Source organism: Flavobacterium mekongense, assembly GCF_047038255.1.
GTDB classification, from domain to species: Bacteria; Bacteroidota; Bacteroidia; order Flavobacteriales; family Flavobacteriaceae; genus Flavobacterium; species Flavobacterium mekongense.
This window is the reverse complement of record NZ_CP174374.1, coordinates 743323-766151: the sequence shown is the minus strand read 5'-3', so window position 1 is coordinate 766151 and position 22829 is coordinate 743323. Positions and strand designations below refer to the sequence as shown.

The window sequence follows — 22829 nt, the reverse complement described above, 5'->3', positions numbered from 1 at the left end:
AAAATGAAAGGAGTATTATTAGTCAACCTCGGTTCACCCGAAAGCCCAACCCCAAAAGATGTTAAGCCTTATTTAGATGAATTTTTAATGGATAAATACGTAATTGACGTGCCCTATTTATTAAGAGCATTATTAGTGCGGGGCATTATTTTACAAACCCGTCCGAAAAAATCGGCGGAAGCATACAGTCAGATATGGACCGATGAAGGTTCACCGCTGATTGTGATTTCCAAAAAAATGCACCAAAAAGTGGAGAAACTTGTTGATGTTCCGGTGGCTTTGGCTATGCGTTACGGCAGTATGACCATTCAGAAAGGCTTACAAGAGTTGAAAGACAAAGGCGTAACCGATGTAATGTTATTGGCTTTGTATCCGCAATATGCGATGGCTTCTACCACAACTATTTGGGCTTTGGCCGATGAATTACAACAAAAGCATTTCCCGGAAATGAAAATCACCAAAGTGCCGGCATTTTACAACAAACCCGATTTTATTCAAGCTTTGGCGCATTCTATCAAAAAACATTTGGAAGGCTTTGAATACGACCATTTATTATTTTCCTACCACGGTATTCCGAAACGTCATATTCGCAAAACTGATGTGACCAAATCCCATTGTACTATAGATAACAAATGTTGTGTAACGGCTTCTCCGGCACATGAATTTTGCTACCGTCATCAATGCTATGAAACTACGCGACAAGTGGTAGAATTACTCGGAATTCCTGAAGGCAAATACAGCCAAACTTTCCAATCGCGTTTGGCCGGCGACAAATGGTTAACGCCTTACACCGATGTGGAAATCAACAAAATGCCCGCAAAAGGAATTAAAAAATTAGCCGTAGTGACACCGGCTTTTGTGGCCGATTGTTTGGAAACATTGGAAGAAATTGCCATGCGTGCTAACGAAGAATTCAAAGAAAACGGTGGAGAAGAATTTTTCGCTGTACCTTGTTTGAATGATGAAGACGAATGGTGTCAGGTAGTGGCCAATTGGATAAAAGATTGGAGTAAATAAAATGGAACTTTACAACTACATCAAATCGTTGCACCTCATCTTTGTCATCACTTGGTTTGCGGGTTTGTTTTACATAGTGCGCTTGTTTGTATACCAAATTGAAGCCAATGAAAAACCTTCGCCTGAGCGAGAAATTTTGCTCAACCAATACAAAATCATGACTTATCGCTTGTGGTACATCATTACTTGGCCGAGTGCGTTTTTAGCAACTTGCTTTGCTGTTTGGTTGTTGTATCTCAATCCGGCTTGGTTACAAATGTCGTGGATGCACGTGAAACTGGGATTTGTAGTGTTGTTGTTCGCTTACCATTTTAAGTGTCATCAAATTTATAATCAGTTGCAAAAGGACGAATTTAAATACAGTTCCAACTTTATGCGGCTGTGGAATGAAGGCGCTACCATTATCCTGTTTGCTGTAGTTTTTTTAGTAATTTTAAAAAATGCTTTCAACTGGATTTACGGCGTAATCGGCATCTTTTTGTTTTCGATACTGATTATGTTAGGCTTTAAGTTTTACAAACGAATTAGGGAGAAAAAATAGTGACCACTGAACACTGAAAAATGCTGAATATAAAACTATCAATGCTATCGCTTCGTACCAGGATTTTCCTGTCGATGATTATATTGATAGTTATTGCGTCGGTTTTGATGGCTTCGATTTCGATTATTCAGTTTAAAAACGAGGCCAAAGATTACCACCAAGAGCGTTTAGACCGAAAAGAATTTGCCATCAAGGAGCACATCAACTACGTGCTTTCTACCACAACGTATCCGCTAACGCCGGACAATTTAAAGCTGATTTTTAAAGATAAAATCCACGAGTTGTCCGATATTCATAACTTGGAGATTAACATTTATTCGCTGGAAGGCAAATTGGTTAAATCGTCTAAATCAACCTTTTCAGTAGATAAAGTGGCACCGCCCATCCCGAACTACATCTTAAAACTGGTACAATCTTCAGTAGACAAACGATACGTTGACATCAAAAACATCGACGGCGTCAAAAACCGCTCTTCTTACAGTCAGATTAAAGACGACAAATTCAAGCCTTTGGGGATTTTGAATATTCCGTATGTGGAAGACGATGGTTTTTACGAAAAAGAGCTGCGTCAGTTTTTATTGCGCTTGAGTCAGGTGTATTCGTTTATGTTGATTATTGCTTTTGCTTTGGCTTATTTCTTGGCGAGTTACATCACCAAATCGCTAAAGACCATTTCAGATAAAATCAACGAAACGAGTCTGAACCAAAAAAACGAAAAAATCGTCATCGAAGCCAACAGCCGTGAAATCAATTCCCTGATTAACGCCTATAACCAAATGGTGGACAAACTGGAGGAGAGTGCTACCATGCTCGCCCAAAGTGAAAGAGAACAAGCTTGGCGCGAAATGGCAAAGCAAGTCGCCCACGAAATCAAAAACCCGTTGACTCCGATGCGTTTGACAGTGCAAAGTTTCCAACGAAAATTTGACGCCAACGATCCGAATTTGAAACAAAAACTCGACGATTATTCGAAAACCTTAATCCAACAAATCGATACGATGAGCGCGGTGGCTTCGGCCTTTTCCAACTTCGCTTCGATGCCGGCGCAACAAAACGAAACCTTGAATGTGGTGGAAGTGGTAGAATTTTCATTGGATATTTTTAATGAAGATTTTATCCGATTCGAGAGCAATTCTGAAGAAATTATTACCGTGATGGACAGAACACAACTCATTCGAATCATTACCAATTTGGTTAAAAATGCCATACAAGCCATACCCGAAGAGCAATCGGAAAAAGCTGTTTTGGTTTCGGTTAATGCCGAAGAAGATCATGTTATCATCGCCGTAAAAGACAACGGCATCGGGATTAATACTGAAAATACCGAGCGGATTTTCGAACCTAAATTTACCACCAAAACCAGCGGTATGGGATTAGGATTGGGCATCATCAAAAACATTATTGAAAATTATAAAGGAACCATTACTTTTGAATCAGAACCGGGAAAAGGCTCAACCTTTATGGTGTCGCTTCCTATGGTGAAATAAAAATCATGCGCAGAGGCGCAAATTATCCTTAGTCATTACATCAACCTAATACCTAAAAATATGAACTTCGAAAACATATTAGTCGCCATCGACAACGGCATCGGACAAGTCACTATCAATCGTCCGTCTAAATTAAACGCTCTAAACAAAGCCACAATCCAGGAATTGCATGACGCTTTTGAGAACTTGGAAAACAATGCAGCAGTAAGAGTGATTATTGTGACCGGCGAAGGCGAAAAAGCCTTTGTAGCCGGAGCCGATATTTCGGAATTTGCCGAATTCAGCGTAGAAGAAGGTGCGCAATTGGCCGCTCAAGGTCAGGAATTGTTATTTGACTTCGTTGAAAAACTAAAAACACCGGTGATTGCAGCCGTTAATGGATTTGCTTTGGGCGGCGGATTGGAATTGGCCATGTCTTGTCATTTTCGAGTAGCTTCCGATAACGCCAAAATGGGATTGCCGGAAGTATCCTTAGGCGTAATTCCGGGTTATGGCGGAACGCAACGTTTGCCGCAATTGGTAGGCAAAGGACGCGCTATGGAAATGATTATGACCGCCGGAATGATTGATGCCGAAACCGCAAAATCTTACGGATTGGTGAATCATGTAGTGCCACAAGCTGAGTTATTGGAATTCACCAAAGGCATTGCATCGAAAATCATGCGCAATTCGCCATCGGCCATTGGTAAAGCGATTAAAGCGGTAAATGCCAACTACAAACACGATGTGGATGGCTTTGACGTGGAAATCAGAAACTTCGGAAAATGTTTCGGCACCGAAGATTTTAAAGAAGGTACAACGGCATTTTTAGAGAAAAGAAAAGCCAGTTTTACCGGGAAATAAAAATAAGCCAACTACAAAAAGGCGGAAATTTTTTATATATTCGGCCCAACAATAAAAACCCTAACCATGAAAAAAATCCTTTTCAGCATTGTCCTCTCAATGCTGACCCTGAGTGCTTTCGCCCAGGAAATTCCATTTAAAATAAAGAAAAGTGATGTTTTTAAAGATGAATACAAACATTCATCTATTGTTCTTGTAGAAGATGACGGAAAAGGCGGTGTGATTATTATCCGTTCTTACTTCGGAGGCGTATTCTCTTCCGGGTCGGGCTACTATTTTGAGCATTATGATGCTGACCTAAAGTTAATCAAAGAGTTTGAATATGAAATAAAGTATTCCAAAGCGGTAAAGCAAAGTTCTGTATTAGGAGTAATCATGGATGGTAACAATGTGAATATCATCGATTTTATGTACGAGAAAGACCAAAAAGCCTACATCTGTTCTGCTATGTCGTCTAATATCAATGATTTCAATTTTACAAAAAAAGAATTGTTCAGATTGAATAGTGAAGAAATAAAACAATTTGGCTTTTTTAGTTCGGCCGGTTTTGATGGTGATTCAGGCGCCAGTATGATTATCAATGAAGACAAATCCGCATTTGCAATTACAGTAGACATTAAAGACAAAAACAACGAAACACATCGCTTGTTCCTATTTGATAAATCCCTGAACAAAAACATAGATCACACTTTTAAAAGAGATATAAAAGACAAAAAATTCATTTATGAAAACGTAGATGTTTCAAAAGATGGCAAGACTATTTACATCCTTGGAAAAGTTTACACCGATGAACAAAAGAAGAAAAAAGAAGGAGGAAGATATCAATATGAATTGACCAGTATAACAAATAGTAGTCAAAAAACTCAGGTTTTTGATACCGATGAGCATTTTGCCGCTTCTTTGAAAACAATCATTTTTGACGATCGATTAATTTGTATTGGCTTTTATTCAGACAAACAAGATTACAGATTCAAAGGAATATCCTATTTTGAACTTGACCCTGTTTCATTGGATATCAAAAAGGAAAAATTCAATCCGTTTACCGAACAATTCATAATTGACAAATATGGCAAGGAAAAGGAAAAAGAACTAAAAAATCTTTCCTTCAGAAAAATAATTATTGCTAAAAATGGTGACCTGATCTTTAATGCTGAAGAATTTTATCTCACTTCAACCTATGTTATGACCGGTAACGGAGGCGGTTATTGGAGAACCATTTATCATTATGATGACATCGTGAGTGCCAGAATTAATCCAAGCGGAGAAATTGTTTGGGCCAGAAATATTAATAAAAGACAATCAACCGCAGGCGATGAATCTTATATTTCATATACCTCAACAGCAATAGATAACGATGCTTATTTTTTCATCAATACCGGTGAAAAAGTAAAAAAGCTCCGTAACGACAGGATACAATTTGGCCAAACCAGTACCAAAAAATCCAATCTTAACATTATCAGAGTGAATCAAAACGGGGATTTCGATTATCAGGAAATTTTAGATGATAAAGACAATGAAGTTCCTTTTATGGTTTCCAACGGCGTACTCTCCGGGGATTCGGTTTTTTTCATCGGAAGAAAAGGAAAGAAAAAACAACTTCTGAAAGTGACCTTATAAAAACTAAAAAGAGAACCAATAGGTTCTCTTTTTATTTCTCTCCATCCCATTCGGCATAAAATTGCGATAAAAAGTGCTCCATAAATCGATGACGCGCTTCTGCAATTTTCTTCCCAGTAGGCGTATTCATTTTATCTTTCAACAACAATAATTTTTCATAAAAATGGTTAATGGTGGGCGAATCCGATTGTTTGTATTCTTCCTTAGTCATGTTGAGTTTCGGTGGAATAGCCGGATTGTAAAGGACTCTGTTTTTGAATCCGCCGTAATTAAAACAACGAGCAATACCTATAGCGCCAATGGCATCTAAACGATCGGCATCCTGAACAATTTCAAGTTCTTTGGAATGAAACTTTCTTTCAAAATTGCCGCCCTTAAACGAAATGTTTTCAATGATATTAATCACATGAACAATAGTTGCTTCATCCACTTTTTCAGCTTCTAAAAAGGCGCGTGCGGTTTTTGGTCCAATTGTTTCATCGCCATTATGAAACTTACTGTCGGCTATATCATGTAGTAAGGCGGCGAGTTTCACTACAATCAAATCACAAGCTTCTTCTTGAGCAATCAACAAGGCGTTTTTATACACACGTTCGATATGAAACCAATCGTGTCCGCCTTCGGCCTGCTCTAGCTTAGTTTTGACAAAAAGGATGGTCTTATCTATAATGGACATGTTGTTGAATTTAAAAAAATCCTTTCTCTCGAAAGGATCTTGTTGATTTATCGTACTAATGCCGGTTGTACCCATTTGAACACTTTGGTTTCATCGGGCAAGACCAAACGCTCAGAAATTTTAGCCATTCTTTCCGGCAACTTCATCAAATAATCTCTGGCTTTTTCAGCTTCTGCAGTTAAGTTAGTTATCTTGTCTATTTCCCATTTGTCGATGAGTTTTTGCATGATCTCTACATAATCCGCAGCCGTGTACACCCCTATTTTTTGAGCTGAATTCGAAAACTCTTCAAAAGCCGTACTTATTTTTTGCCCTGACTCTCTCAAGAAATGCGCCGGCATGGTGATTTTTTGTTTCATCATGTATTGGAAAGCCAACATCATTTCACTGGGATCTACTTTAAAAATTTGGTTTACAAATTCGGAATAAGCATGGTGGTGACGCATCTCATCGCCGGCAATTAATTTGCACAATTTAGACAGCTTTTTGTCGCCGTATTGTTTGGCAATTTGAGAAACTCTGTTGTGGGAAACATAAGTCGCCAATTCTTGGAAACTCGTATAAACAAAGTTCTTGTAAGGATCTCTTCCGGTGCCGATATCGAAACCGTCGTTGATTAAATGTTGGGTGGTAACTTCCACTTCACGCATGTTAACGCGGCCGGAAAGGTATAGGTATTTGTTGAGCAAATCGCCGTGACGGTTTTCTTCACCGGTCCATTGGCGCACCCATTTGGACCAACCGTTTCGGCCTTCGTTGTCTACACCTTCTACTTCCATTAACCAGGATTCGTAGGTTGGTAGAGCTTCTTCGGTTATGGTGTCGCCAACCATTACTACCCAAAAATCATAGGGTAAGTCTTTGGCAATTTCTCTTAATTCCTTGACTTCTTCCATAAAATTGTCTTCCTCAGAATTGGGAAGTAAATCAGATGGTTGCCATATCTTTTCCACGGGAATTAAAAACTGATCGACAAAGCTGTCGACTTTCTTTTCGAGGAATTGCATGACTTCAAGTCGGATGTTTTTTTGAGGCATTATTTAATTTTTAATCGATTGTTTGATTGCATTTTCGGTTTTTTCCATCAATTCTTCAAAAGAAAAATCTTTAACAGCTAAAGGTTCATGAACTATAAATTGCAAACGAGTACCTAAGCCCATGGGAAAGGCTCCAAACTTAACCATTTTCCACGAGTTATTGATTGTAATTGGCACAACATAAGCAGAAGGGGCATATTTACATAAGATTTTTAGTCCACTTTGTGCAAATTCTTTGGGTTTTCCGTTTTTGCTTCGGGTGCCTTCGGGGAAAATAACGGCAGAACGTTGGTGTTTTTCTATATATTCTGAAAGTCCTTTGATAACCGGAATAGCTTGTTTAGGATCTTTGCGATCGATTAACACCGAACCGCCGTGTCTTAAATTATAAGAAACACTTGGGATACCTTTACCTAATTCTTTTTTACTGACAAACTTGGCGTGAAAGCGTCTCAAATACCAAATAATCCCCACAATATCAAACATGCTTTGGTGGTTGGCCACAAAAATAATCGGCACATTTTTCGGAATGCGCTCACGGTTTTCAAAGGCATATGTTGTACCCAAAAGATTGGTGCATTTCACTAAGAAGAAATTCAAGTAATCAACACTTACTTTGTGGGCCTGATAACCGGAAAGGTTAAAACAAATCCATTGTATCGGATGAAAAACAACTAGGGTAAGTCCGAAACAGAGGTAATAAACAATTGAAATCGGGTAAGAAAGTAACTTTTCCATGCTATGTCAAATAGACTGCAAAAATAGGTAAAATAGCAGGGCTTGGCACATCTGAGAAGAGAAAAAAACAAAAGATTAACAATCCGAAATATACACTTTTTGTGTATCACCATTTGAGACAACCTCATTACTTTTAAAGAAACGAAAGCCTTGAATAAAAACCAACCTAATTTGTTCAAAACTCCTGTTGTTTGAGCTGAATAACTTCAAAAAAAGCATTATTTTTATGCCACTAAAATTTTAAAAAATGAGTTCAGAAAAAGAAGCCAAATTAAAAGCGTTACAATTAACCCTTGACAAATTAGACAAAGCTTACGGCAAAGGAACCGTAATGAAGATGGGCGACAGAGCAGTAGAGGAAGTAGAAGTAATTCCTTCGGGTTCCTTGGGTTTGGATTTAGCTTTGGGTGTAAACGGCTATCCAAAAGGAAGAATTATTGAAATATACGGTCCGGAATCTTCGGGTAAAACCACGTTAACGTTACATGCCATTGCCGAAGCTCAGAAAGCGGGAGGTATTGCTGCTTTTATCGATGCGGAACATGCTTTTGATCGTCATTATGCAGAAAAATTGGGGGTTGACATTGAAAACTTAATCATTTCCCAACCGGATAACGGAGAGCAAGCCTTAGAAATTGCAGAAAACCTAATTCGCTCAGGCGCCATTGACATCGTGGTTATCGACTCGGTGGCCGCTTTGACACCGAAAAGTGAAATTGAAGGTGAAATGGGCGATTCTAAAATGGGATTGCACGCTCGTTTAATGTCACAAGCCTTGAGAAAATTAACCGGAACTATCAGCAAAACTAACTGTACCGTATTTTTCATCAACCAGTTGAGAGAGAAAATCGGTGTAATGTTTGGTAATCCTGAAACCACCACCGGTGGAAATGCATTGAAGTTTTATGCTTCGGTGCGTTTGGACATACGCAGATCTTCTCAAATCAAGGAAGGCGAAAATGTCATTGGAAACCGAACCAAAGTAAAAGTAGTTAAAAACAAAGTGGCGCCGCCGTTCAAAACTGCCGAATTCGACATCATGTATGGCGAAGGTGTTTCAAAAACCGGTGAAATTTTAGACTTGGCTGTTGAGTTTGAAATCATCAAAAAAGCGGGTTCTTGGTTTAGCTACGGCGACACCAAATTGGGGCAAGGCCGTGACGCCGTAAAAGTGCTGATTAAAGACAACCCTGAATTGGCTGAGGAGCTCGAACAAAAAATCAAAGAGCTTATCAAAGATTCCGACAATTAAAATCTACGTCTCGTTTGAAAAAACGGGGCGTTTTTTTATCAAAACAAACGCAACCATTCAACAAAATCAACATCTACCACAAAAAGAATTTACATCATGAAAAAAATAATTTCTGTAGTAGCCTTACTCTTTTTACTCAATTCATGTTCTCCTGAGTCGGATACCAGATATTCTTTAGAATTATTACCGGTTGAAAGCGTTCAAATTCCAACCGAAATGACTTTGGGTTCAACTTATCAGTTCAAAATGTATTATCGCTTGCCATCGACTTGTCATGCATACAATACTATTTACTATCACAAAGATTTGAACGTAAGAACCGTTGCTGTTGAAAGTGTGGTAAGGGAACTAAACAATTGTCAAGAACTGACAGAAAACAATTTATACGAGTGTACCTTTGATTTTTTAGTCACCAGTAACGGCTCGTATATTTTTAAATTCTGGCATGGTAAAGATGAACAAGGAAATGATGTCTTTTTAGAATATGAAATACCGGTAAACGAATAAACATTATCAATTCTTGAAAATTGGATTTAAAAGAACTCATCAATGATTGCAAGAATAATAACAGAAAAGCACAAGAACAATTGTATCGTTTGTACTCGGGAAAATTGTTCGCTGTATGCTTAAAATATTCGCGCAATTATACAGAGGCTCAAGACAATTTGCAAGACGGTTTCCTGATTATCTTCCAAAAAATAGGACAATATTCCTTCAAGGGTTCGTTCGACGGTTGGTTGAAAAGAGTAATGATTAACAATGTACTGCAGCAATATCGCCAACAAACTTTTTTGAGTTTGGTGAATGAAGATGTAGCCGAAGATTATGAAATTGAATTGGATGACGATGAGATTTCATTGGATTATCTGTTGAAGATCATTCAGGAATTGCCCGACCGATACCGATTGGTTTTTAACCTTTATGTAATAGATGGTTATTCGCATGCCGAAATTGCAGAAATGCTAAACATTAATATCGGTACCTCAAAATCTAATTTGGCCAGAGGACGAATGATATTAAAAGAAAAAATCGAACAGTTAAAAAACGAAGAAACGAACAAGTTTCCTTCTGCAAAATGAGAGAAAGAAAAAATATAGATCGCCTTTTTCAAGAGAAATTCAAGGATTTTGAAGTGAATCCTCCTGAATCAGCTTGGGGCAATATTGAGGCAAATCTTAACAAAGACAAAAACAAACGCGTAATTCCGTTATGGTGGAAACTCACCGGAATTGCGGCAGTTTTCTTCATTGGAATCTTAATGACACTAACAAATTTTAAGGATAAAAATGTGCCGACAAACCAAGTGACCATTGAAGAAACCAAAACCTCCAAAGACTCGGAAACAAAATCGAATCCTAAACTGCCAAAGCTTAACACGGTTATTTCTAAAGGAAATGACCAACAAGCGATTGTGGTGAACAATAACGCTCCAAAAAATGGTTCAACAGCAACGGTTAAGGAAGCCACTGCTCTAAAAAATTACCATACACAAAACGCAATCAAAGAATCACCGACTTTACAGTCGTTAGTGAGTAAAACAGCAGCAGAAAGAAATACTTCGAGAGCTAATCTTCTCCAAACAGACACTTCAAACACCTTGGTTGATAAGACCAATGCCAATGGATGGATTGAAAATAGTCAGACAGTGGTAACTGCTCCCGCAGATGAAACCAATAAGTCTAAAGAGAACACCATTGTTTTAGATCGTTCTAAAGAAATTTCGTTGGAATCTTTAAAAGGCAGCCCAAAAGCCATTGCTGAAACTGAGTCGAAAACCAATCCAAAAGACAGTACTAAAACTAATGAAACGCCTAAAAATCCTTTAGAAGAATTATTGGCGGCCAAAAAAGAAGACAAGAAAAAACAAGAAGGCAAACAAAGCAAATGGCAAATTATTTCAAATGTATCACCTATTTTTATGGGGGCATTGGCTAATGGTTCCGCTATTGATTCTACTTTAGCCGGGAACAGCAAAACCTTCAATACTAATGTTGGCTTTGGTTTGGGTGTGAGCTATGCTGTAAGTCCGAAGCTCACCATTAGAACCGGGTTGAACAAAGTAAATATGAATTACAACACTAACGACGTATTCTACTACGCCAGTATGGAAACCCGTACATTAAGCGGTTTGAGTCCTTCAGGACTCGGTCATACTATTCAAATTGAAAATGCTACCGGACCGAATCCATCTGCTTCTTTAGGCCCTTCTGAAAATGATTTGTTGTCTTTCGAACAAAATATTGTCCACAAAAACAAAGGGTATATTAACCAAGAAATCGGTTATTTGGAAATGCCGGTTGAAATGACTTATGCCGTAGTCGCAAAAAAATTCGGTTTGAAAATTATAGGCGGATTTAGCACCTTGTTTTTACAAGACAATTCTATTGCAGTAGTATCCGGAAACAGAACAACCGTTTTGGGCGAAGCCAATAATCTGAATAACATTCATTTCAGCACTAATATCGGTTTGGGGTTAAAATATGACATCTTGAAGTCGTTCGAATTCCATATCGAACCAACCTTTAAGTATCAAATTAATACATTCAGTAATGATGCCGGAAACTTCAGACCATACCTGTTTGGAGTGTACAGTGGTTTTAGTTATAAATTCTAGTTTGTTACTTGTTTAAAATTAGTTAAGTGGTGTTATTACTTTCGAGTAATAACTGAAAAGAGTTCCATCATCAGGAACTCTTTTTATTTTTGGTCCGCAGTTAAATCTTTTAGAAGCAACTCGCGCACTTCGTTTTTAAGTGTCTTCTTGTATTCAGGATTTTGATTTTTAGTTTCAAAAAAACGATGAACTTTAACCCGCATCAATCCGGGACTTCCACTAAAAAAAGTATAAGAGAACAGTCGTTTATTATCAAAAAAAGTCATGGGAACAATAGGAATCTCATGATCTATGGCCAAACGAAAAGCGCCATCTTTAAATTCGTCCAACACCACACTTTCGTCCGGAACACCGCCTTCGGGAAAAATACAAATGCTCAACCCCTGATGCAGTCTTTTCTGGGCTCTTTCAAAAACAGCCATGCGGCTTTTAGAGCTGCTCCTATCCACCAATATGCAAGTGCGTTTGTAGAAAAAACCAAATAACGGAATCTTTGACAGTTCCTTTTTCCCCACAAAAACAAATGGATTTCTAACAATAGAAAGCATCAACATAATGTCGGTCATGGAAGTATGATTGGCCACAAACATGTAGCTCTTACCTTCTTCGGGTTGTTGTTCAAAGTCGACTTTGGTTCGGAATCCCATCCCGAAAAGGATGAACTTAGCCCAAATGCGTGCCATAACAAAAAAGTACGGATACCATTTCTCAGACAGTATGGAAATCAACAGAAACGGAAACATCACTATAATTGGAATGGCAATTAAAATGTAAAACCAAACGCGATACAGTATCCAAAAAACAATCTTAATGACTCTCATATTGTCAAAAGTAATGAAACGTATGCAATTTTTGTTACAAAGGCTTAACTTTGCGGGAAGAAAATTTATTGAAAATGCCAAAAATACTAACCGGAGTTCAAAGTACCGGAACGCCACATTTAGGAAATTTACTGGGTGCCATTTTGCCGGCCATCGAAATGTCGAAAAACCCGAATAACGAATCTTTTTTGTTTATCGCCGATTTGCATTCGGTAACCCAAATTAAAAACGGAGCTGAACTTCGCCAAAACACGTATAGCACAGCAGCAGTTTGGTTGGCTTGTGGTTTAGACGTGGATAAGGTAATTTTCTATCGTCAGAGCGATGTGGTACAAACTACGGAATTATCATGGTATTTGAGCTGTTTCTTTCCTTTCCAAAGATTGACTTTAGCACATTCTTTTAAAGACAAAGCAGATCGTTTGGAAGATGTTAATGCAGGTTTGTTTACTTATCCGATGCTAATGGCCGCCGACATATTGTTGTATGATGCTAATTTTGTTCCGGTGGGAAAAGACCAAATGCAACACATCGAAATTACCCGTGACGTAGCATCTCGCTTCAACCACCAAATGGGCGAAACTTTTGTCTTACCCGAAGGAAAGGTACAAGAAGAAACCATGTATGTTCCGGGAACCGATGGCCAAAAAATGAGTAAATCAAGAGGTAACATCATTAATATTTTCTTAGATGACAAAGCGTTGCGCAAGCAAATTATGAGTATTGAAACCGATAGTACTTCCTTAGAAGAACCTAAAAACCCCGAGACTTGTAAAATCTTTGCCATTTACAAATTGGTGGCCAATGCCGAGCAAATTGCGGCAATGAAAACCAAATATACCAATGTTAACCAAGATTTTGGTTACGGTCATGCCAAACAAGCCTTGTTTGAATTGATTTGTGAACGTTTCAAAACCGAAAGAGAAAAGTACAATTACTACATGAACAACTTGCCGGAAGTAGACGCCTTACTGAAACAAGGTGCCGAAAAAGCCGGTAAAATAGCCGAGGGAGTTTTGCAAAGAGTAAGGGCAAAATTAGGGTTTGAATAATTATTCCAACACCAGTTTACCGTTACTGTAATTTATCTTTACATCATTTTTGAATTCGTAATCCTCTGCTAAAACTGCTTTGGCATTGGGGGCTAACTCGCTGAAACGATATTCAACTATTGAACCATCTCTAACAAATAAGTGGTTGCTTTCCGTTTGAAAAGTGGCTAATTTTTTGCCAACATACACATTAAAAACCGACCTTACATCATCTCGGCTAAAATGAATATAATTATAATCTCCTGCTTTGATAAAATGAGCGGCTCTTGGGATTTTAATTGAATCATACAGTATTGCATTTTCAAGTAAAATCATGTCATACGCGGATTCGTTAGCTACTCTGAGATTATTCGAACTTTCTCCTGTAGGCGGATATTCATAAAAGGTTTCAAACGGATTTTGTCCTGTTTTAACTGATGTAATAAGCGATAATCGTCTGATTTCTTTGGGATTATAATCGAGTAAAAATACCTGAAAGCTATCTATTTTAAACTTCATGTTTGTATAATAAGGATCCAACTCCGGCGCATCGGTGTAAGCGTCATAGGCTTCCGTATCGGTTTTAAAATTAATCTCCGAAAGTCGACCGATTAGAAAATTCAACTGCAAACAAACCACAATCCCTATTAAAAAATACACCCATTTGTGTTTCCTTCTATTGACAGTGAATGGTTGATAGCGCATTTCAGACTCGTTCTTGAACTCAGCTATTTTATCTGCAAAAACAGGATCAATAGCTTTGTAATGTTTCATGGCTGCAAAAGTCAATTTAGACAACTCAGAGTTATTGTTTTTGTAATACAGATTTTTAACAGCGTTGAATAAAGTCTTAACTTTTTCTTCTATCTGAATCGTTCTGAACTGGCTTAGCAATTCAAAAAAATTGTGGTCTTTGATGTAAACGATTTTTGAAAAATCAGAATAATTCGGAATGAGTGCTTGGTTGGCGGCATCTAACTTTTGATGTAAGTGTTGCACAATCAGCTCCGAAACAGATTGCGGCAAAAAGCCTTGTATTTCGGCTAAAGCCCTTATGCCTTCCAAGTCATTTTCTGTCATTTTTTGCGGAATCAACTGTTGCATTTCTTCGGCTAAAAACAGCTCAACAAATAAACGCGTTTTACGGTTGTCTTGGAAAGATAGCGGATTAGGAAATTGGCTTCGTGCAAGGTCTTTTTGGGCAAAAAAATTAAACAAAACCCTTTGACTCAGAATTTCCCGGAAGGCTATGCGATGTTGTTGCATGGCTTCTGAAAATTCCACTATGACTTTATCAGTAATAGCAACATTTTGATTTTTAAGCGCTTTTAATTGTTCGGATAAAGTTGCTGCATCATTATCGGATAACGACTCCATTTTGGAAGCTGTAATCGATAAAAAATCAGCTGCTTGTATTACATTCATAAGTTGTTGTTTTAAACCGCTTCAAATATTTTCCCGGGTAACGGACGAATAACACCTTTCAACTCCATATTTAAAAGAATGGAAGATATTTTAAATATCGGAAAATCACATTCTAAGGCAACAATATCTATAAGTTGTTTCCCATTTTGTTGCAAGTAATCGTAAATTTTTTGTTCTTCCAAATCCAACGACACAAAAAGTTGCTTTTGAATGGTTTTGGCCTTTTCGCTTTCCAATTGCCAACTCAAACAGTAAATCAAATCAGCAGCCGAAGTAATCAGTTGCGCTCTTTGGGTTTTGATCAATTCGTTACAACCCTGACTGTATTTATCGGTAGTTCTTCCGGGCACGGCAAAAACATCCCTATTATAATCGTTAGCCAAATTAGCGGTTATTAAAGACCCGCCTTTTTCGGCGCTTTCAATCACTATGGTAGCTTCGCTCATACCAGCAACTATGCGATTCCGCTTGACAAAGTTCTCTTTATCGGGATTAGAATTGCTCCAAAACTCGGTTAAAAAACCGCCGTTTTGCTCCATTTTGCCAACATACTTTTTATGGCTTTTAGGGTAAATTTGGTTCAATCCATGGGCCAAAACTCCTACCGTTTGCAGTTGTTGTTCCAAAGCGGTTTGGTGCGCCACTATATCAACACCATAAGCAAAACCGCTTACAATGATTGGATTAAACAAGGCCAACTCTTCCAATAGCTTTTTACAAAACTCTGTTCCGTAAGCCGTGACTTGTCGGGTTCCTACGATGCTGATAAGTTTGCGGTTGCGAAAATCAAAATTCCCGGAGCCAAACAATAAGACCGGACCGTCGATGCAATGCTTCAATCTTTCCGGATAATCTTCATTGGCAAAATATAAAACCCGAATGCCTTCTTGCTCTATAAATTGTACTTCAGCAGCGGCCTTTTCAAAAATGGTTTTGTCTTTTAGTTTTCGCACCAAAACTTCTCCGATTCCCTCAATAGCGCGCAATTGATTTGACTTGGCTTGAAAAACAGCAGTAGCTGAACCAAAAGCAGTTAGCAACTTTTTGGCCATGATATCGCCTACGCCTTCTACTTGGAGCAGTGCTAAAAGATGAAATAGTTCGCTTTGATTCATATCAATAAAATACTACAAAAATAGCGGTTTTTTCTTTCGGATTGTTAATAAAAATTGTGAATAATTTTTTGATACTTCTATTGTTTCTCTAAATTTGTTGACATGAAGATTGAACAATACATTTCCCAATTATTATATCGCTATCAGTGTGTTACCGTTCCCGGATTTGGTGCTTTTTTAACCGAATTCCAATCGGCACAATTGGATGAAAGTTCACATTCTTTTTATCCTCCGAAAAAATTGATTTCTTTTAATCCGTTTTTAAAAAACAATGATGGCTTATTGGCCAATCATTTGGCGCAAGCTGAAAAAATAGCCTACGAAACTGCAGTAAATGCCATCCAAAACGAAGTGTCGGTGTGGATGAATCGAATTCAGGAAATGGGTCGCATTTCGCTTAAAAATATCGGTGAGTTTACCATGAATGCTGAGAGAAACTTAGTTTTCGTTCCGGCCGACCAAGTGAATTATCTTAAAGAATCTTTCGGTTTAAGTCCGTTTATGTCACCTGCCGTAAAACGTGAGGTTTATAAAAAAGAGGTAGAAACCATTGAAGAAAAAACGCCTATTGCCTTTACTCCGGAAAAAAGAAGCAGTTACAAAGGGTTAAAATATGCTGCTATTTTTACTTTGTCTTTAGGATTAACCGGTGTTTTGGGGTACAAATTATACGACAATTATTTAACCCGTATCGAACAAGAAACGTTGATGGTGCAATCCAACGTTCAGAAAAAGATAAACCAAAAAATTCAGGAAGCTACTTTTTTTATAGAAAATCCTTTGCCGAGTGTAACTTTAACGGTGCCAAATGAAAACAAACCTTATCACGTAGTGGCAGGTGTTTTCAGAGTGGAAAGCAATGCTGAAAAAGCCTATACTGCCCTGATTAAATTAGGCTTTAAAGCCAAAAGATTACCACAAAACAAACATGGCTTGTATCCGGTACTCTACGGAAGTTTCTCAAGCTATACTGAAGCGCAAGCTACAATGAAAGATATTAGAAAATTAGACAACAAAGACGCTTGGTTGCTGATAGAAGAAATATAAAAAAGTCCCGATAAATCGGGATTTTTTATTTACTGTAATTACCTTTGCAAAAAAACAGCTATGCATCCGAAACATCCTTCTGAATCTTTAACGGTTTTAACCGATTTGGTATTGCCCAGTGAAACCAATCCGTTAAACAATCTTTTTGGTGGTGAATTATTAGCCCGAATGGACCGCGCTGCCAGTATAGCCGCCAGAAGACATTCGCGCAGAATAGTAGTAACCGCTTCGGTCAATCATGTGGCTTTTAACCGAGCCATTCCTTTGGGAAGCGTGGTAACGGTTGAAGCCAAAGTGTCCAGAGCTTTTAACTCCTCCATGGAAATTTTTATTGATGTTTGGATTGAAGATCGAGAATCGGGTAACCGAACCAAGGCCAACGAAGCCATTTACACTTTTGTAGCGGTAGACGAGATGGGACATCCGGTGCCGGTGCCACCCATTGAGCCGGAAACCGACTTGGAAAAACAACGCTATGACGCAGCCTTGAGAAGAAAACAATTGAGCTTGGTATTGGCCGGAAAAATGAAACCGAACGATGCTACCGAACTGAAAGCTTTGTTTATATAAAAAAGAAAAGACCCTTTTGGGTCTTTTTTTATCTTCCCGACAACCATCCTGTTGGGTTGAAGAAAGTGGTATTTTGAAGGACTAAAAACTTCAATACCGTTCTTCCGTCAGAATCGGTTCTGATTTTACCTAAAACTTGCTTGGCTGTTACTTTGTCTCCTACATTTACATTTACTGTACTCAAATTTTGGTAAATGGTGAAATAATCTCCGTGTTTCACCGCCACTGCTTTCTTTAGCGGAGTTAACTGTTGCACTTGGGTAACTTCTCCGGCAAAAACTGCTCTTGCGTTAGAACCACTTTCGGTAGAGATTTCAACGCCGCTATTGTGAACCGTTAGGGTTTTAAATACCGGATGCGGTTGGTCTCCGTAACCCAAAGTAATGGCGCCTTTTTCTACCGGCCAAGGCAATCTGCCTTTGTTGGCTTTAAAGTTATCTGATACAATTTTGCCTTCAGGCGTCAGTATAATTTTGGTCGAAGACTCTATGGCTTTCTTCTCAGCGGCGGTTGCTTTGGGATTGGCTTTGGCATTTGCCGCTGCCGTTTTTTTGTTGGCTGCCGCAATGGCCTCGCGAATCATTCTTTTAATTTGATCGTCTATGCGTTTGGTTTCTTGCTGCTTCTTTTTGATTTCAGCTGCAATTTTTCCTTTTTCTTTTTTGATTTGATTGGCAATTTTTTCTTGCTCCTTCTTTTCTTTTTCGAGTTCTTGCTTCTCTTTCTCGTTCTCTGCAATCAGTTTTTCTTTCTCTTGCTTTTGAGCACCAATTTTGACATTATAATCTTCTAACTGCTTGGTTTTTCCTTTGATTTCTTCGCCTTGCATTTTGCGATAACTCGCGTACTGCTTCATGTATTGCGCTCTTTTATAGGCTTGCAGGAAGTTTTCAGAAGACAATAAAAACATGGCGCGACTCTGCTCTGAGCGGCTTTTATAAGACTTGACAATCATTTGTGCATAATCTTCGCGCAACTTTTCCAAATCGCGATTAAGCTGATTGATTTTCAATTGATTGATATAAATATCGTTACTAAGCAACTTGGTTTGCTTTTCGGTAGTGCGGATGAGTTTTTCTTTGAGACCGATTTTTTCTTTTTGAATCAACAACTGACTCACCACCGATTTTTCCTTACTCTTTACCGACTGTAATAGCTTCTCTTTTTCCTGAATTTCTAACTGGATTTTGGCTTTTCGTGCCTCGAGTTCTTCCTGCGTTGGCGGTTGGCTCCACATAGGAGTAGCAAAACAAAAGAACAATAAACAGAAAAAGAATTTAGGCATAATATAAGTAAATTTTGGCTCGACTAATTTATAAAAATTCTGTCATATCCGTCAGGAACACTATACGGGAAAGACAATTCTTCGTTAAAGGTAACCGAATTGTAATCGATGGCTATTTCGGTTTTGCCTTTCTTCTGCGTAGCGTTGATGAACAATCCTGCCGGAAGAATGGCGGTGGCAAAGGTTTGAAATTCGGAATAATTCACAGCAAAAGCCCTTTCTTTTTCCGGTTGTACTACTTCTTGCTTTTTAAGCAGGTAATTTTTAGACTCGAAGAAAAAAGATTTTTCCGTTTTATTCACAGTAGTGTTCAACTTGTAAAAACTATCCGTGACTTCGGAAATATATTTTTGCTGCGTCAAATCGTCTATCGGTTGTCCTAACAGCATGTTTTGTATTTTATTGAAATCCAAATCGGTACCTAACCACTCGCTCAACGAAGCATAATCGCCTTCAAAATAGGTTCCGTTGATTTTTTCATAGTACTTCACTTCTTTCGGAGTAATTAAGGCTTTCGCCATGGTAATCCCTAAGAAACGAATACTGACCAAAATCTTTTCATCTTTTTTGATTTTGATTTCGGCGGAAACATTTTGCGATTGTTTGTCGTCGCGGTATTTCGCACTGGAACGTATGTATAACGTGGAAAAATCTCTTTTATTGTTGTAATGGTTTTCAATTACTTTTTTAGAAGTCAATTCGTTTTCATCGACCACATAAGGTGTAACCGAGTTAGTATTGACCATTCCTGCTTTGGTTTTACAAGAGGCTATAAAAAGAGCGGCTATGATAACAATCCAATACTTCATTATTGCTTTTGTTTGTTAATGAGTTCGTTGGCTTTGGTAAAGTATTTTTCTTTTTTCTTCATATCGCCTAAACCATTGTAGGCTTCGCCGAGTTGAATGTTGAAATTGATTTCCAAAGCTGTGTCGTCAATCACAAAATCCAAGCCAGTTTCCAATATGTCGGTGGCTTTTTTAAATGATTTAAGCTGATTGTAAGCCAATCCGGCGTAATAATAAAATTGAGGCTGAGTCGGGAAAAGCTGTGTCAACTCTTCTGCCTTTTTAGCCAATACCTCGAATTGATTGTTTTCAGTATAGGCTTGTAACAACAGTAGTAATGATTCCATGTCTTCGGGTGCATTTTTAAGATGCATCTCGAAGTATTTTACCGCTTTGGGCCAATCGGCTTTACTAACATAAAACTTGGCGATTTCCTTAGCCACTTTAATTTCCTTGTCGTTATCAAAATAGGCAATGGCTTTGTCTAAATCGGGTTCGTATTTCGGATTATTTTTGGCAAATAACAGGAACTCGTTTAAAATGCGATGTTTGATTTTCGGGTCGATTTTTTTACTCGGCAGCACAATATTCATGGCTTTTACCGCATTGTCTCCATCGCCGTTATTCAAATGAAATTTGAACAAACTCACTTGCGCCCAATCGGAAGTTGGGATTTCTTTTTCCAACTTTTTGGCAATTTCCAAGGCTTTTTCTTCTTGATTGCTTTGAGAATAGAGATAAATCAGGCTAATGTAATTAGACTCATCTTTCGGAAACTTTTTAATTTGGTCGAGCAGGTTATTTTTCTCCGCCGTTTGGTACTTAGCATCTCGTAAAATATCCGCCTTGTACAAATCGCGTTTGTCTGACCTTCCTACTTTTTCATTCAGCTCGTTGATGAGTTCCAACGCTTTGTCGAATTGCTGCGTGTTCATGTATAGCGACGTCAAATCTTCTTTATAATCGGCTTTGAATTCGATTAACTTTTGGACGATGATTATGGCCTGATTGTAATCGTGCGTATCGTAACAAACATCATACATGCCTACCCAAGCCCAACGGTTTTTCGGATCCATTTGGGTTACTTTCTCGAAATTGTCGTAGGCGTCTTTGTATTTCTTTTGGGCCAGGTAATTTTTACCCAATTCGAAATACACAACAGCATTGTTGGGTTCGAGTTCTTTGCATTTTTCCAAAGCTTCAATGGCTTTGTCGTAGTTCTCGATACCTTTTTGCTTGAGAGATTCGTAAAAGAAATTTTGAAATTTATCGTCTACAGCCGCCACATCCTCCGGCTCGGTTTGCGCCAAAAGAAGCGTAGGAACGAGTAACATTCCGATAAGCCAACTATACATTTTAAATCTCATCCTTTGTCTTTTTATTCTAAAACCGAATAATCGCCCAAGCTGATGCTGGTAAAATCGCCGTCAAAATTCACGTGATTGCCTATCATCGCATTATTTAATTTGGCATTTTTAATGTGCGCATGTGTTTGGATCAAGCTGTTTTGGATTTTGCTGTTGGTAATGTGCGTTCCTTTGCCTAAAGAAACATTTGGCCCAACCACCGAATTAATAACAGCCACATCTTCGCCTATATAACAAGGCGGAATTATAGTAGCATTTTCCAATCTTACGCTGTCAGCAATTAAATTTTCGCCGTCTTCGTGTAAAAACCCTAACATTCTTGAATTGGTTTCGACAGTTACTTCTTTGTTCCCGCAATCCATCCACTCGTCTACTTCACCCGGCACAAATTTCATGCCTTTTGCCATCATTTGTTTGATACCATCGTTAATTTGGTATTCACCACCGTGGATGATATTGTTATCTAAAACGCTTTGCAACTCGCTTTTCAAAACGCCAACATCTTTGAAATAGTAAATTCCGATAACGGCCAAATCTGAAACAAACTCTTTCGGTTTTTCGACTAACTCTACAATCTCATTGGCTTCATTTAAGTTGATTACTCCGAAAGCTTCCGGTTGGTCGACTTGTTTTACCCAAATCACACTATCAGCGGATTGGTCTAAATTAAAATTGGCGCGAATCAAGGTATCAGCATATGCAATCACGGCCGGTCCGCTTAAAGAATCTTTGGCGCACATAATGGCGTGACCGGTACCTAAAGCTTCGTTTTGGTAATATATGGTTCCTTTCGAACCCAATTTTTCAGCTATGGCGATCAAATCTTCCTCCACTTTTTTCCCAAAACTTTCGTGAATGATAAAAGCAATTTCTTCAATATCTTGATTGAGTACTTTGGCAATGTCTTCCACCAAACGGTGAACGATTGGTTTTCCGGCAATGGGAATTAACGGTTTAGGAACGGTTAGGGTATGTGGACGGAGACGTGAGCCGCGACCGGCCATTGGAACTATTATTTTCATTATTTATTTAATTTAACCGCAAAGTTCGCAAAGGTATTTCGCAAAGTTCGCAAGATGTTTTTACTTTGTTTTTTTGAACACTGTCAACTGAATACTGAGCACTATTTTACTCCTGTACTGCCAAAACCACCTTCTCCACGCGAGGTTTCGGAGAGTTCTTGAACTTCGATCCACTCGGCGCGTTCGTGTTTGGCAATAACCAATTGGGCAATTCTTTCTCCGTTTTCGATGGTGAAATCTTCTTGGGATAAATTTACTAAAATCACTCCAATTTCTCCGCGATAATCGGCATCAACCGTTCCGGGTGAATTGAGAACCGTGATTCCTTTCTTGGCAGCCAATCCGCTTCTTGGGCGAACTTGGGCTTCATAACCCAACGGCAATTCAATAAAAAGACCTGTTTTTACAATGATTCTCTCCAGCGGTTTTATGACAATGGATTCGGTTAAATTGGCTCTCAAATCCATTCCGGCTGAGGCTATGGTTTCGTAATTCGGCAAATCGTGTTGCGACTTATTGATGATTTTAATGGTCAT

Annotated in this window: 23 protein-coding genes; 12 read left to right on the top strand and 11 right to left on the bottom strand. The window is 38.5% G+C overall.

Annotated elements, in window-relative coordinates; all coding sequences use genetic code 11:
- Positions 1–3: 3 nt before the first annotated feature.
- The 5 genes from hemH to ACJG85_RS03210 all read left to right on the top strand — a co-directional run bounded on the left by hemH (position 4) and on the right by ACJG85_RS03210 (position 5505).
- Positions 4–1017, top strand: coding sequence for a ferrochelatase (gene hemH / locus ACJG85_RS03230; protein ID WP_412476906.1), 1014 nt, complete (start codon positions 4–6; stop codon positions 1015–1017).
- Position 1018: 1 nt separating this feature from the next.
- Positions 1019–1558: a CopD family protein gene (locus tag ACJG85_RS03225; protein WP_409675351.1), complete on the top strand. Its 540-nt coding sequence runs from the start codon at positions 1019–1021 to the stop codon at positions 1556–1558.
- Between the two features lie 74 nt (positions 1559–1632).
- Positions 1633–3045 carry a sensor histidine kinase gene (locus ACJG85_RS03220; RefSeq protein ID WP_409676207.1) on the top strand — a complete coding sequence of 471 codons (1413 nt, stop codon included), beginning with the start codon at positions 1633–1635 and terminating at the stop codon, positions 3043–3045.
- 60 nt (positions 3046–3105) lie between these two features.
- On the top strand, positions 3106–3888 hold the full coding sequence (locus ACJG85_RS03215) for an enoyl-CoA hydratase/isomerase family protein (RefSeq protein ID WP_409675348.1): 783 nt from the start codon (positions 3106–3108) through the stop codon (positions 3886–3888).
- Positions 3889–3954: 66 nt separating this feature from the next.
- Positions 3955–5505: a hypothetical protein gene (locus tag ACJG85_RS03210; protein ID WP_409675345.1), complete on the top strand. Its 1551-nt coding sequence runs from the start codon at positions 3955–3957 to the stop codon at positions 5503–5505.
- A 31-nt stretch (positions 5506–5536) separates the two neighbouring features.
- On the opposite strand, the gene ACJG85_RS03205 is transcribed toward ACJG85_RS03210, so the two are convergent.
- From ACJG85_RS03205 to ACJG85_RS03195, 3 genes are read right to left on the bottom strand one after another with little or no spacing between them, the layout of a single operon-like run.
- Positions 5537–6181 (bottom strand): HD domain-containing protein, encoded by a 645-nt coding sequence (locus tag ACJG85_RS03205; protein ID WP_409675343.1) that lies wholly within the window; start codon positions 6179–6181, stop codon positions 5537–5539.
- Between the two features lie 47 nt (positions 6182–6228).
- On the bottom strand, positions 6229–7218 hold the full coding sequence (locus ACJG85_RS03200) for an acyl-ACP desaturase (RefSeq protein ID WP_409675340.1): 990 nt from the start codon (positions 7216–7218) through the stop codon (positions 6229–6231).
- A gap of 3 nt (positions 7219–7221) precedes the next feature.
- Positions 7222–7956, bottom strand: coding sequence for a lysophospholipid acyltransferase family protein (locus ACJG85_RS03195; protein WP_409675337.1), 735 nt, complete (start codon positions 7954–7956; stop codon positions 7222–7224).
- Between the two features lie 247 nt (positions 7957–8203).
- On the opposite strand from ACJG85_RS03195, the gene recA reads away from it, so the two are divergent.
- From recA to ACJG85_RS03175, 4 genes are all read left to right on the top strand, one after another.
- Entirely contained in the window at positions 8204–9208 is a 1005-nt protein-coding gene (gene recA / locus ACJG85_RS03190) for a recombinase RecA (protein ID WP_409675334.1), read from the top strand.
- Between the two features lie 96 nt (positions 9209–9304).
- Positions 9305–9715, top strand: coding sequence for a hypothetical protein (locus ACJG85_RS03185; protein WP_412476905.1), 411 nt, complete (start codon positions 9305–9307; stop codon positions 9713–9715).
- Positions 9716–9735: 20 nt separating this feature from the next.
- Entirely contained in the window at positions 9736–10287 is a 552-nt protein-coding gene (locus ACJG85_RS03180; RefSeq protein WP_409675328.1) for an RNA polymerase sigma factor, read from the top strand.
- Complete coding sequence (locus tag ACJG85_RS03175) at positions 10284–11822, top strand: hypothetical protein (RefSeq protein WP_412476904.1); 1539 nt, start codon at positions 10284–10286, stop codon at positions 11820–11822. The genes ACJG85_RS03180 and ACJG85_RS03175 overlap by 4 nt, the downstream gene beginning before the upstream one ends.
- Positions 11823–11905: 83 nt before the next feature.
- Here ACJG85_RS03175 and ACJG85_RS03170 read toward each other — a convergent pair whose 3' ends face one another.
- On the bottom strand, positions 11906–12643 hold the full coding sequence (locus tag ACJG85_RS03170) for a lysophospholipid acyltransferase family protein (RefSeq protein ID WP_409675322.1): 738 nt from the start codon (positions 12641–12643) through the stop codon (positions 11906–11908).
- Between the two features lie 74 nt (positions 12644–12717).
- On the opposite strand from ACJG85_RS03170, the gene trpS reads away from it, so the two are divergent.
- Positions 12718–13695: a tryptophan--tRNA ligase gene (gene trpS, locus ACJG85_RS03165; RefSeq protein WP_412476903.1), complete on the top strand. Its 978-nt coding sequence runs from the start codon at positions 12718–12720 to the stop codon at positions 13693–13695.
- On the opposite strand, the gene ACJG85_RS03160 is transcribed toward trpS, so the two are convergent.
- The gene (locus ACJG85_RS03160) at positions 13696–15099 is read right to left on the bottom strand and encodes a hypothetical protein (protein WP_412476902.1); all 1404 of its coding nucleotides are present in this window, start codon (positions 15097–15099) and stop codon (positions 13696–13698) included. It lies immediately after the preceding gene.
- Positions 15100–15110: 11 nt separating this feature from the next.
- Positions 15111–16214, bottom strand: a complete 1104-nt coding sequence (gene dprA, locus ACJG85_RS03155) for a DNA-processing protein DprA (RefSeq protein WP_409675313.1) — start codon at positions 16212–16214, stop codon at positions 15111–15113.
- A 102-nt stretch (positions 16215–16316) separates the two neighbouring features.
- Between dprA and ACJG85_RS03150 the strand changes: the two genes are divergently transcribed.
- The gene (locus ACJG85_RS03150) at positions 16317–17261 is read left to right on the top strand and encodes an SPOR domain-containing protein (RefSeq protein WP_412476901.1); all 945 of its coding nucleotides are present in this window, start codon (positions 16317–16319) and stop codon (positions 17259–17261) included.
- A gap of 60 nt (positions 17262–17321) precedes the next feature.
- Entirely contained in the window at positions 17322–17831 is a 510-nt protein-coding gene (locus ACJG85_RS03145) for an acyl-CoA thioesterase (RefSeq protein ID WP_409675307.1), read from the top strand.
- A gap of 28 nt (positions 17832–17859) precedes the next feature.
- On the opposite strand, the gene ACJG85_RS03140 is transcribed toward ACJG85_RS03145, so the two are convergent.
- From ACJG85_RS03140 to dut, 5 genes are all read right to left on the bottom strand, one after another.
- Positions 17860–19116, bottom strand: a complete 1257-nt coding sequence (locus tag ACJG85_RS03140; RefSeq protein WP_412464826.1) for a murein hydrolase activator EnvC family protein — start codon at positions 19114–19116, stop codon at positions 17860–17862.
- A 23-nt stretch (positions 19117–19139) separates the two neighbouring features.
- A complete protein-coding gene (locus ACJG85_RS03135; protein WP_412476900.1) occupies positions 19140–19925 on the bottom strand; it encodes a DUF4292 domain-containing protein in 786 nt (261 codons plus the stop codon).
- A complete protein-coding gene (locus ACJG85_RS03130) occupies positions 19925–21271 on the bottom strand; it encodes a tetratricopeptide repeat protein (RefSeq protein WP_412464825.1) in 1347 nt (448 codons plus the stop codon). The genes ACJG85_RS03135 and ACJG85_RS03130 overlap by 1 nt, the downstream gene beginning before the upstream one ends.
- A gap of 11 nt (positions 21272–21282) precedes the next feature.
- Positions 21283–22293: a sugar phosphate nucleotidyltransferase gene (locus tag ACJG85_RS03125; RefSeq protein ID WP_409675295.1), complete on the bottom strand. Its 1011-nt coding sequence runs from the start codon at positions 22291–22293 to the stop codon at positions 21283–21285.
- A gap of 101 nt (positions 22294–22394) precedes the next feature.
- Entirely contained in the window at positions 22395–22829 is a 435-nt protein-coding gene (gene dut / locus ACJG85_RS03120; protein ID WP_412476899.1) for a dUTP diphosphatase, read from the bottom strand.

What these genes read in the sequence shown, in the direction of transcription:
- hemH (WP_412476906.1), top strand. Translation starts at nt 4, where the DNA reads ATGAAAGGAGTATTATTAGTCAACCTCGGTTCACCCGAAAGCCCAACC.
- ACJG85_RS03225 (WP_409675351.1), top strand. Translation starts at nt 1,019, where the DNA reads ATGGAACTTTACAACTACATCAAATCGTTGCACCTCATCTTTGTCATC.
- ACJG85_RS03220 (WP_409676207.1), top strand. Translation starts at nt 1,633, where the DNA reads ATGATTATATTGATAGTTATTGCGTCGGTTTTGATGGCTTCGATTTCG.
- ACJG85_RS03215 (WP_409675348.1), top strand. Translation starts at nt 3,106, where the DNA reads ATGAACTTCGAAAACATATTAGTCGCCATCGACAACGGCATCGGACAA.
- ACJG85_RS03210 (WP_409675345.1), top strand. Translation starts at nt 3,955, where the DNA reads ATGAAAAAAATCCTTTTCAGCATTGTCCTCTCAATGCTGACCCTGAGT.
- ACJG85_RS03205 (WP_409675343.1), bottom strand. Translation starts at nt 6,181, where the DNA reads ATGTCCATTATAGATAAGACCATCCTTTTTGTCAAAACTAAGCTAGAG.
- ACJG85_RS03200 (WP_409675340.1), bottom strand. Translation starts at nt 7,218, where the DNA reads ATGCCTCAAAAAAACATCCGACTTGAAGTCATGCAATTCCTCGAAAAG.
- ACJG85_RS03195 (WP_409675337.1), bottom strand. Translation starts at nt 7,956, where the DNA reads ATGGAAAAGTTACTTTCTTACCCGATTTCAATTGTTTATTACCTCTGT.
- recA (WP_409675334.1), top strand. Translation starts at nt 8,204, where the DNA reads ATGAGTTCAGAAAAAGAAGCCAAATTAAAAGCGTTACAATTAACCCTT.
- ACJG85_RS03185 (WP_412476905.1), top strand. Translation starts at nt 9,305, where the DNA reads ATGAAAAAAATAATTTCTGTAGTAGCCTTACTCTTTTTACTCAATTCA.
- ACJG85_RS03175 (WP_412476904.1), top strand. Translation starts at nt 10,284, where the DNA reads ATGAGAGAAAGAAAAAATATAGATCGCCTTTTTCAAGAGAAATTCAAG.
- ACJG85_RS03170 (WP_409675322.1), bottom strand. Translation starts at nt 12,643, where the DNA reads ATGAGAGTCATTAAGATTGTTTTTTGGATACTGTATCGCGTTTGGTTT.
- trpS (WP_412476903.1), top strand. Translation starts at nt 12,718, where the DNA reads ATGCCAAAAATACTAACCGGAGTTCAAAGTACCGGAACGCCACATTTA.
- ACJG85_RS03160 (WP_412476902.1), bottom strand. Translation starts at nt 15,099, where the DNA reads ATGAATGTAATACAAGCAGCTGATTTTTTATCGATTACAGCTTCCAAA.
- dprA (WP_409675313.1), bottom strand. Translation starts at nt 16,214, where the DNA reads ATGAATCAAAGCGAACTATTTCATCTTTTAGCACTGCTCCAAGTAGAA.
- ACJG85_RS03150 (WP_412476901.1), top strand. Translation starts at nt 16,317, where the DNA reads ATGAAGATTGAACAATACATTTCCCAATTATTATATCGCTATCAGTGT.
- ACJG85_RS03145 (WP_409675307.1), top strand. Translation starts at nt 17,322, where the DNA reads ATGCATCCGAAACATCCTTCTGAATCTTTAACGGTTTTAACCGATTTG.
- ACJG85_RS03140 (WP_412464826.1), bottom strand. Translation starts at nt 19,116, where the DNA reads ATGCCTAAATTCTTTTTCTGTTTATTGTTCTTTTGTTTTGCTACTCCT.
- ACJG85_RS03135 (WP_412476900.1), bottom strand. Translation starts at nt 19,925, where the DNA reads ATGAAGTATTGGATTGTTATCATAGCCGCTCTTTTTATAGCCTCTTGT.
- ACJG85_RS03130 (WP_412464825.1), bottom strand. Translation starts at nt 21,271, where the DNA reads ATGAGATTTAAAATGTATAGTTGGCTTATCGGAATGTTACTCGTTCCT.
- ACJG85_RS03125 (WP_409675295.1), bottom strand. Translation starts at nt 22,293, where the DNA reads ATGAAAATAATAGTTCCAATGGCCGGTCGCGGCTCACGTCTCCGTCCA.
- dut (WP_412476899.1), bottom strand. Translation starts at nt 22,829, where the DNA reads ATGACCATTAAAATCATCAATAAGTCGCAACACGATTTGCCGAATTAC.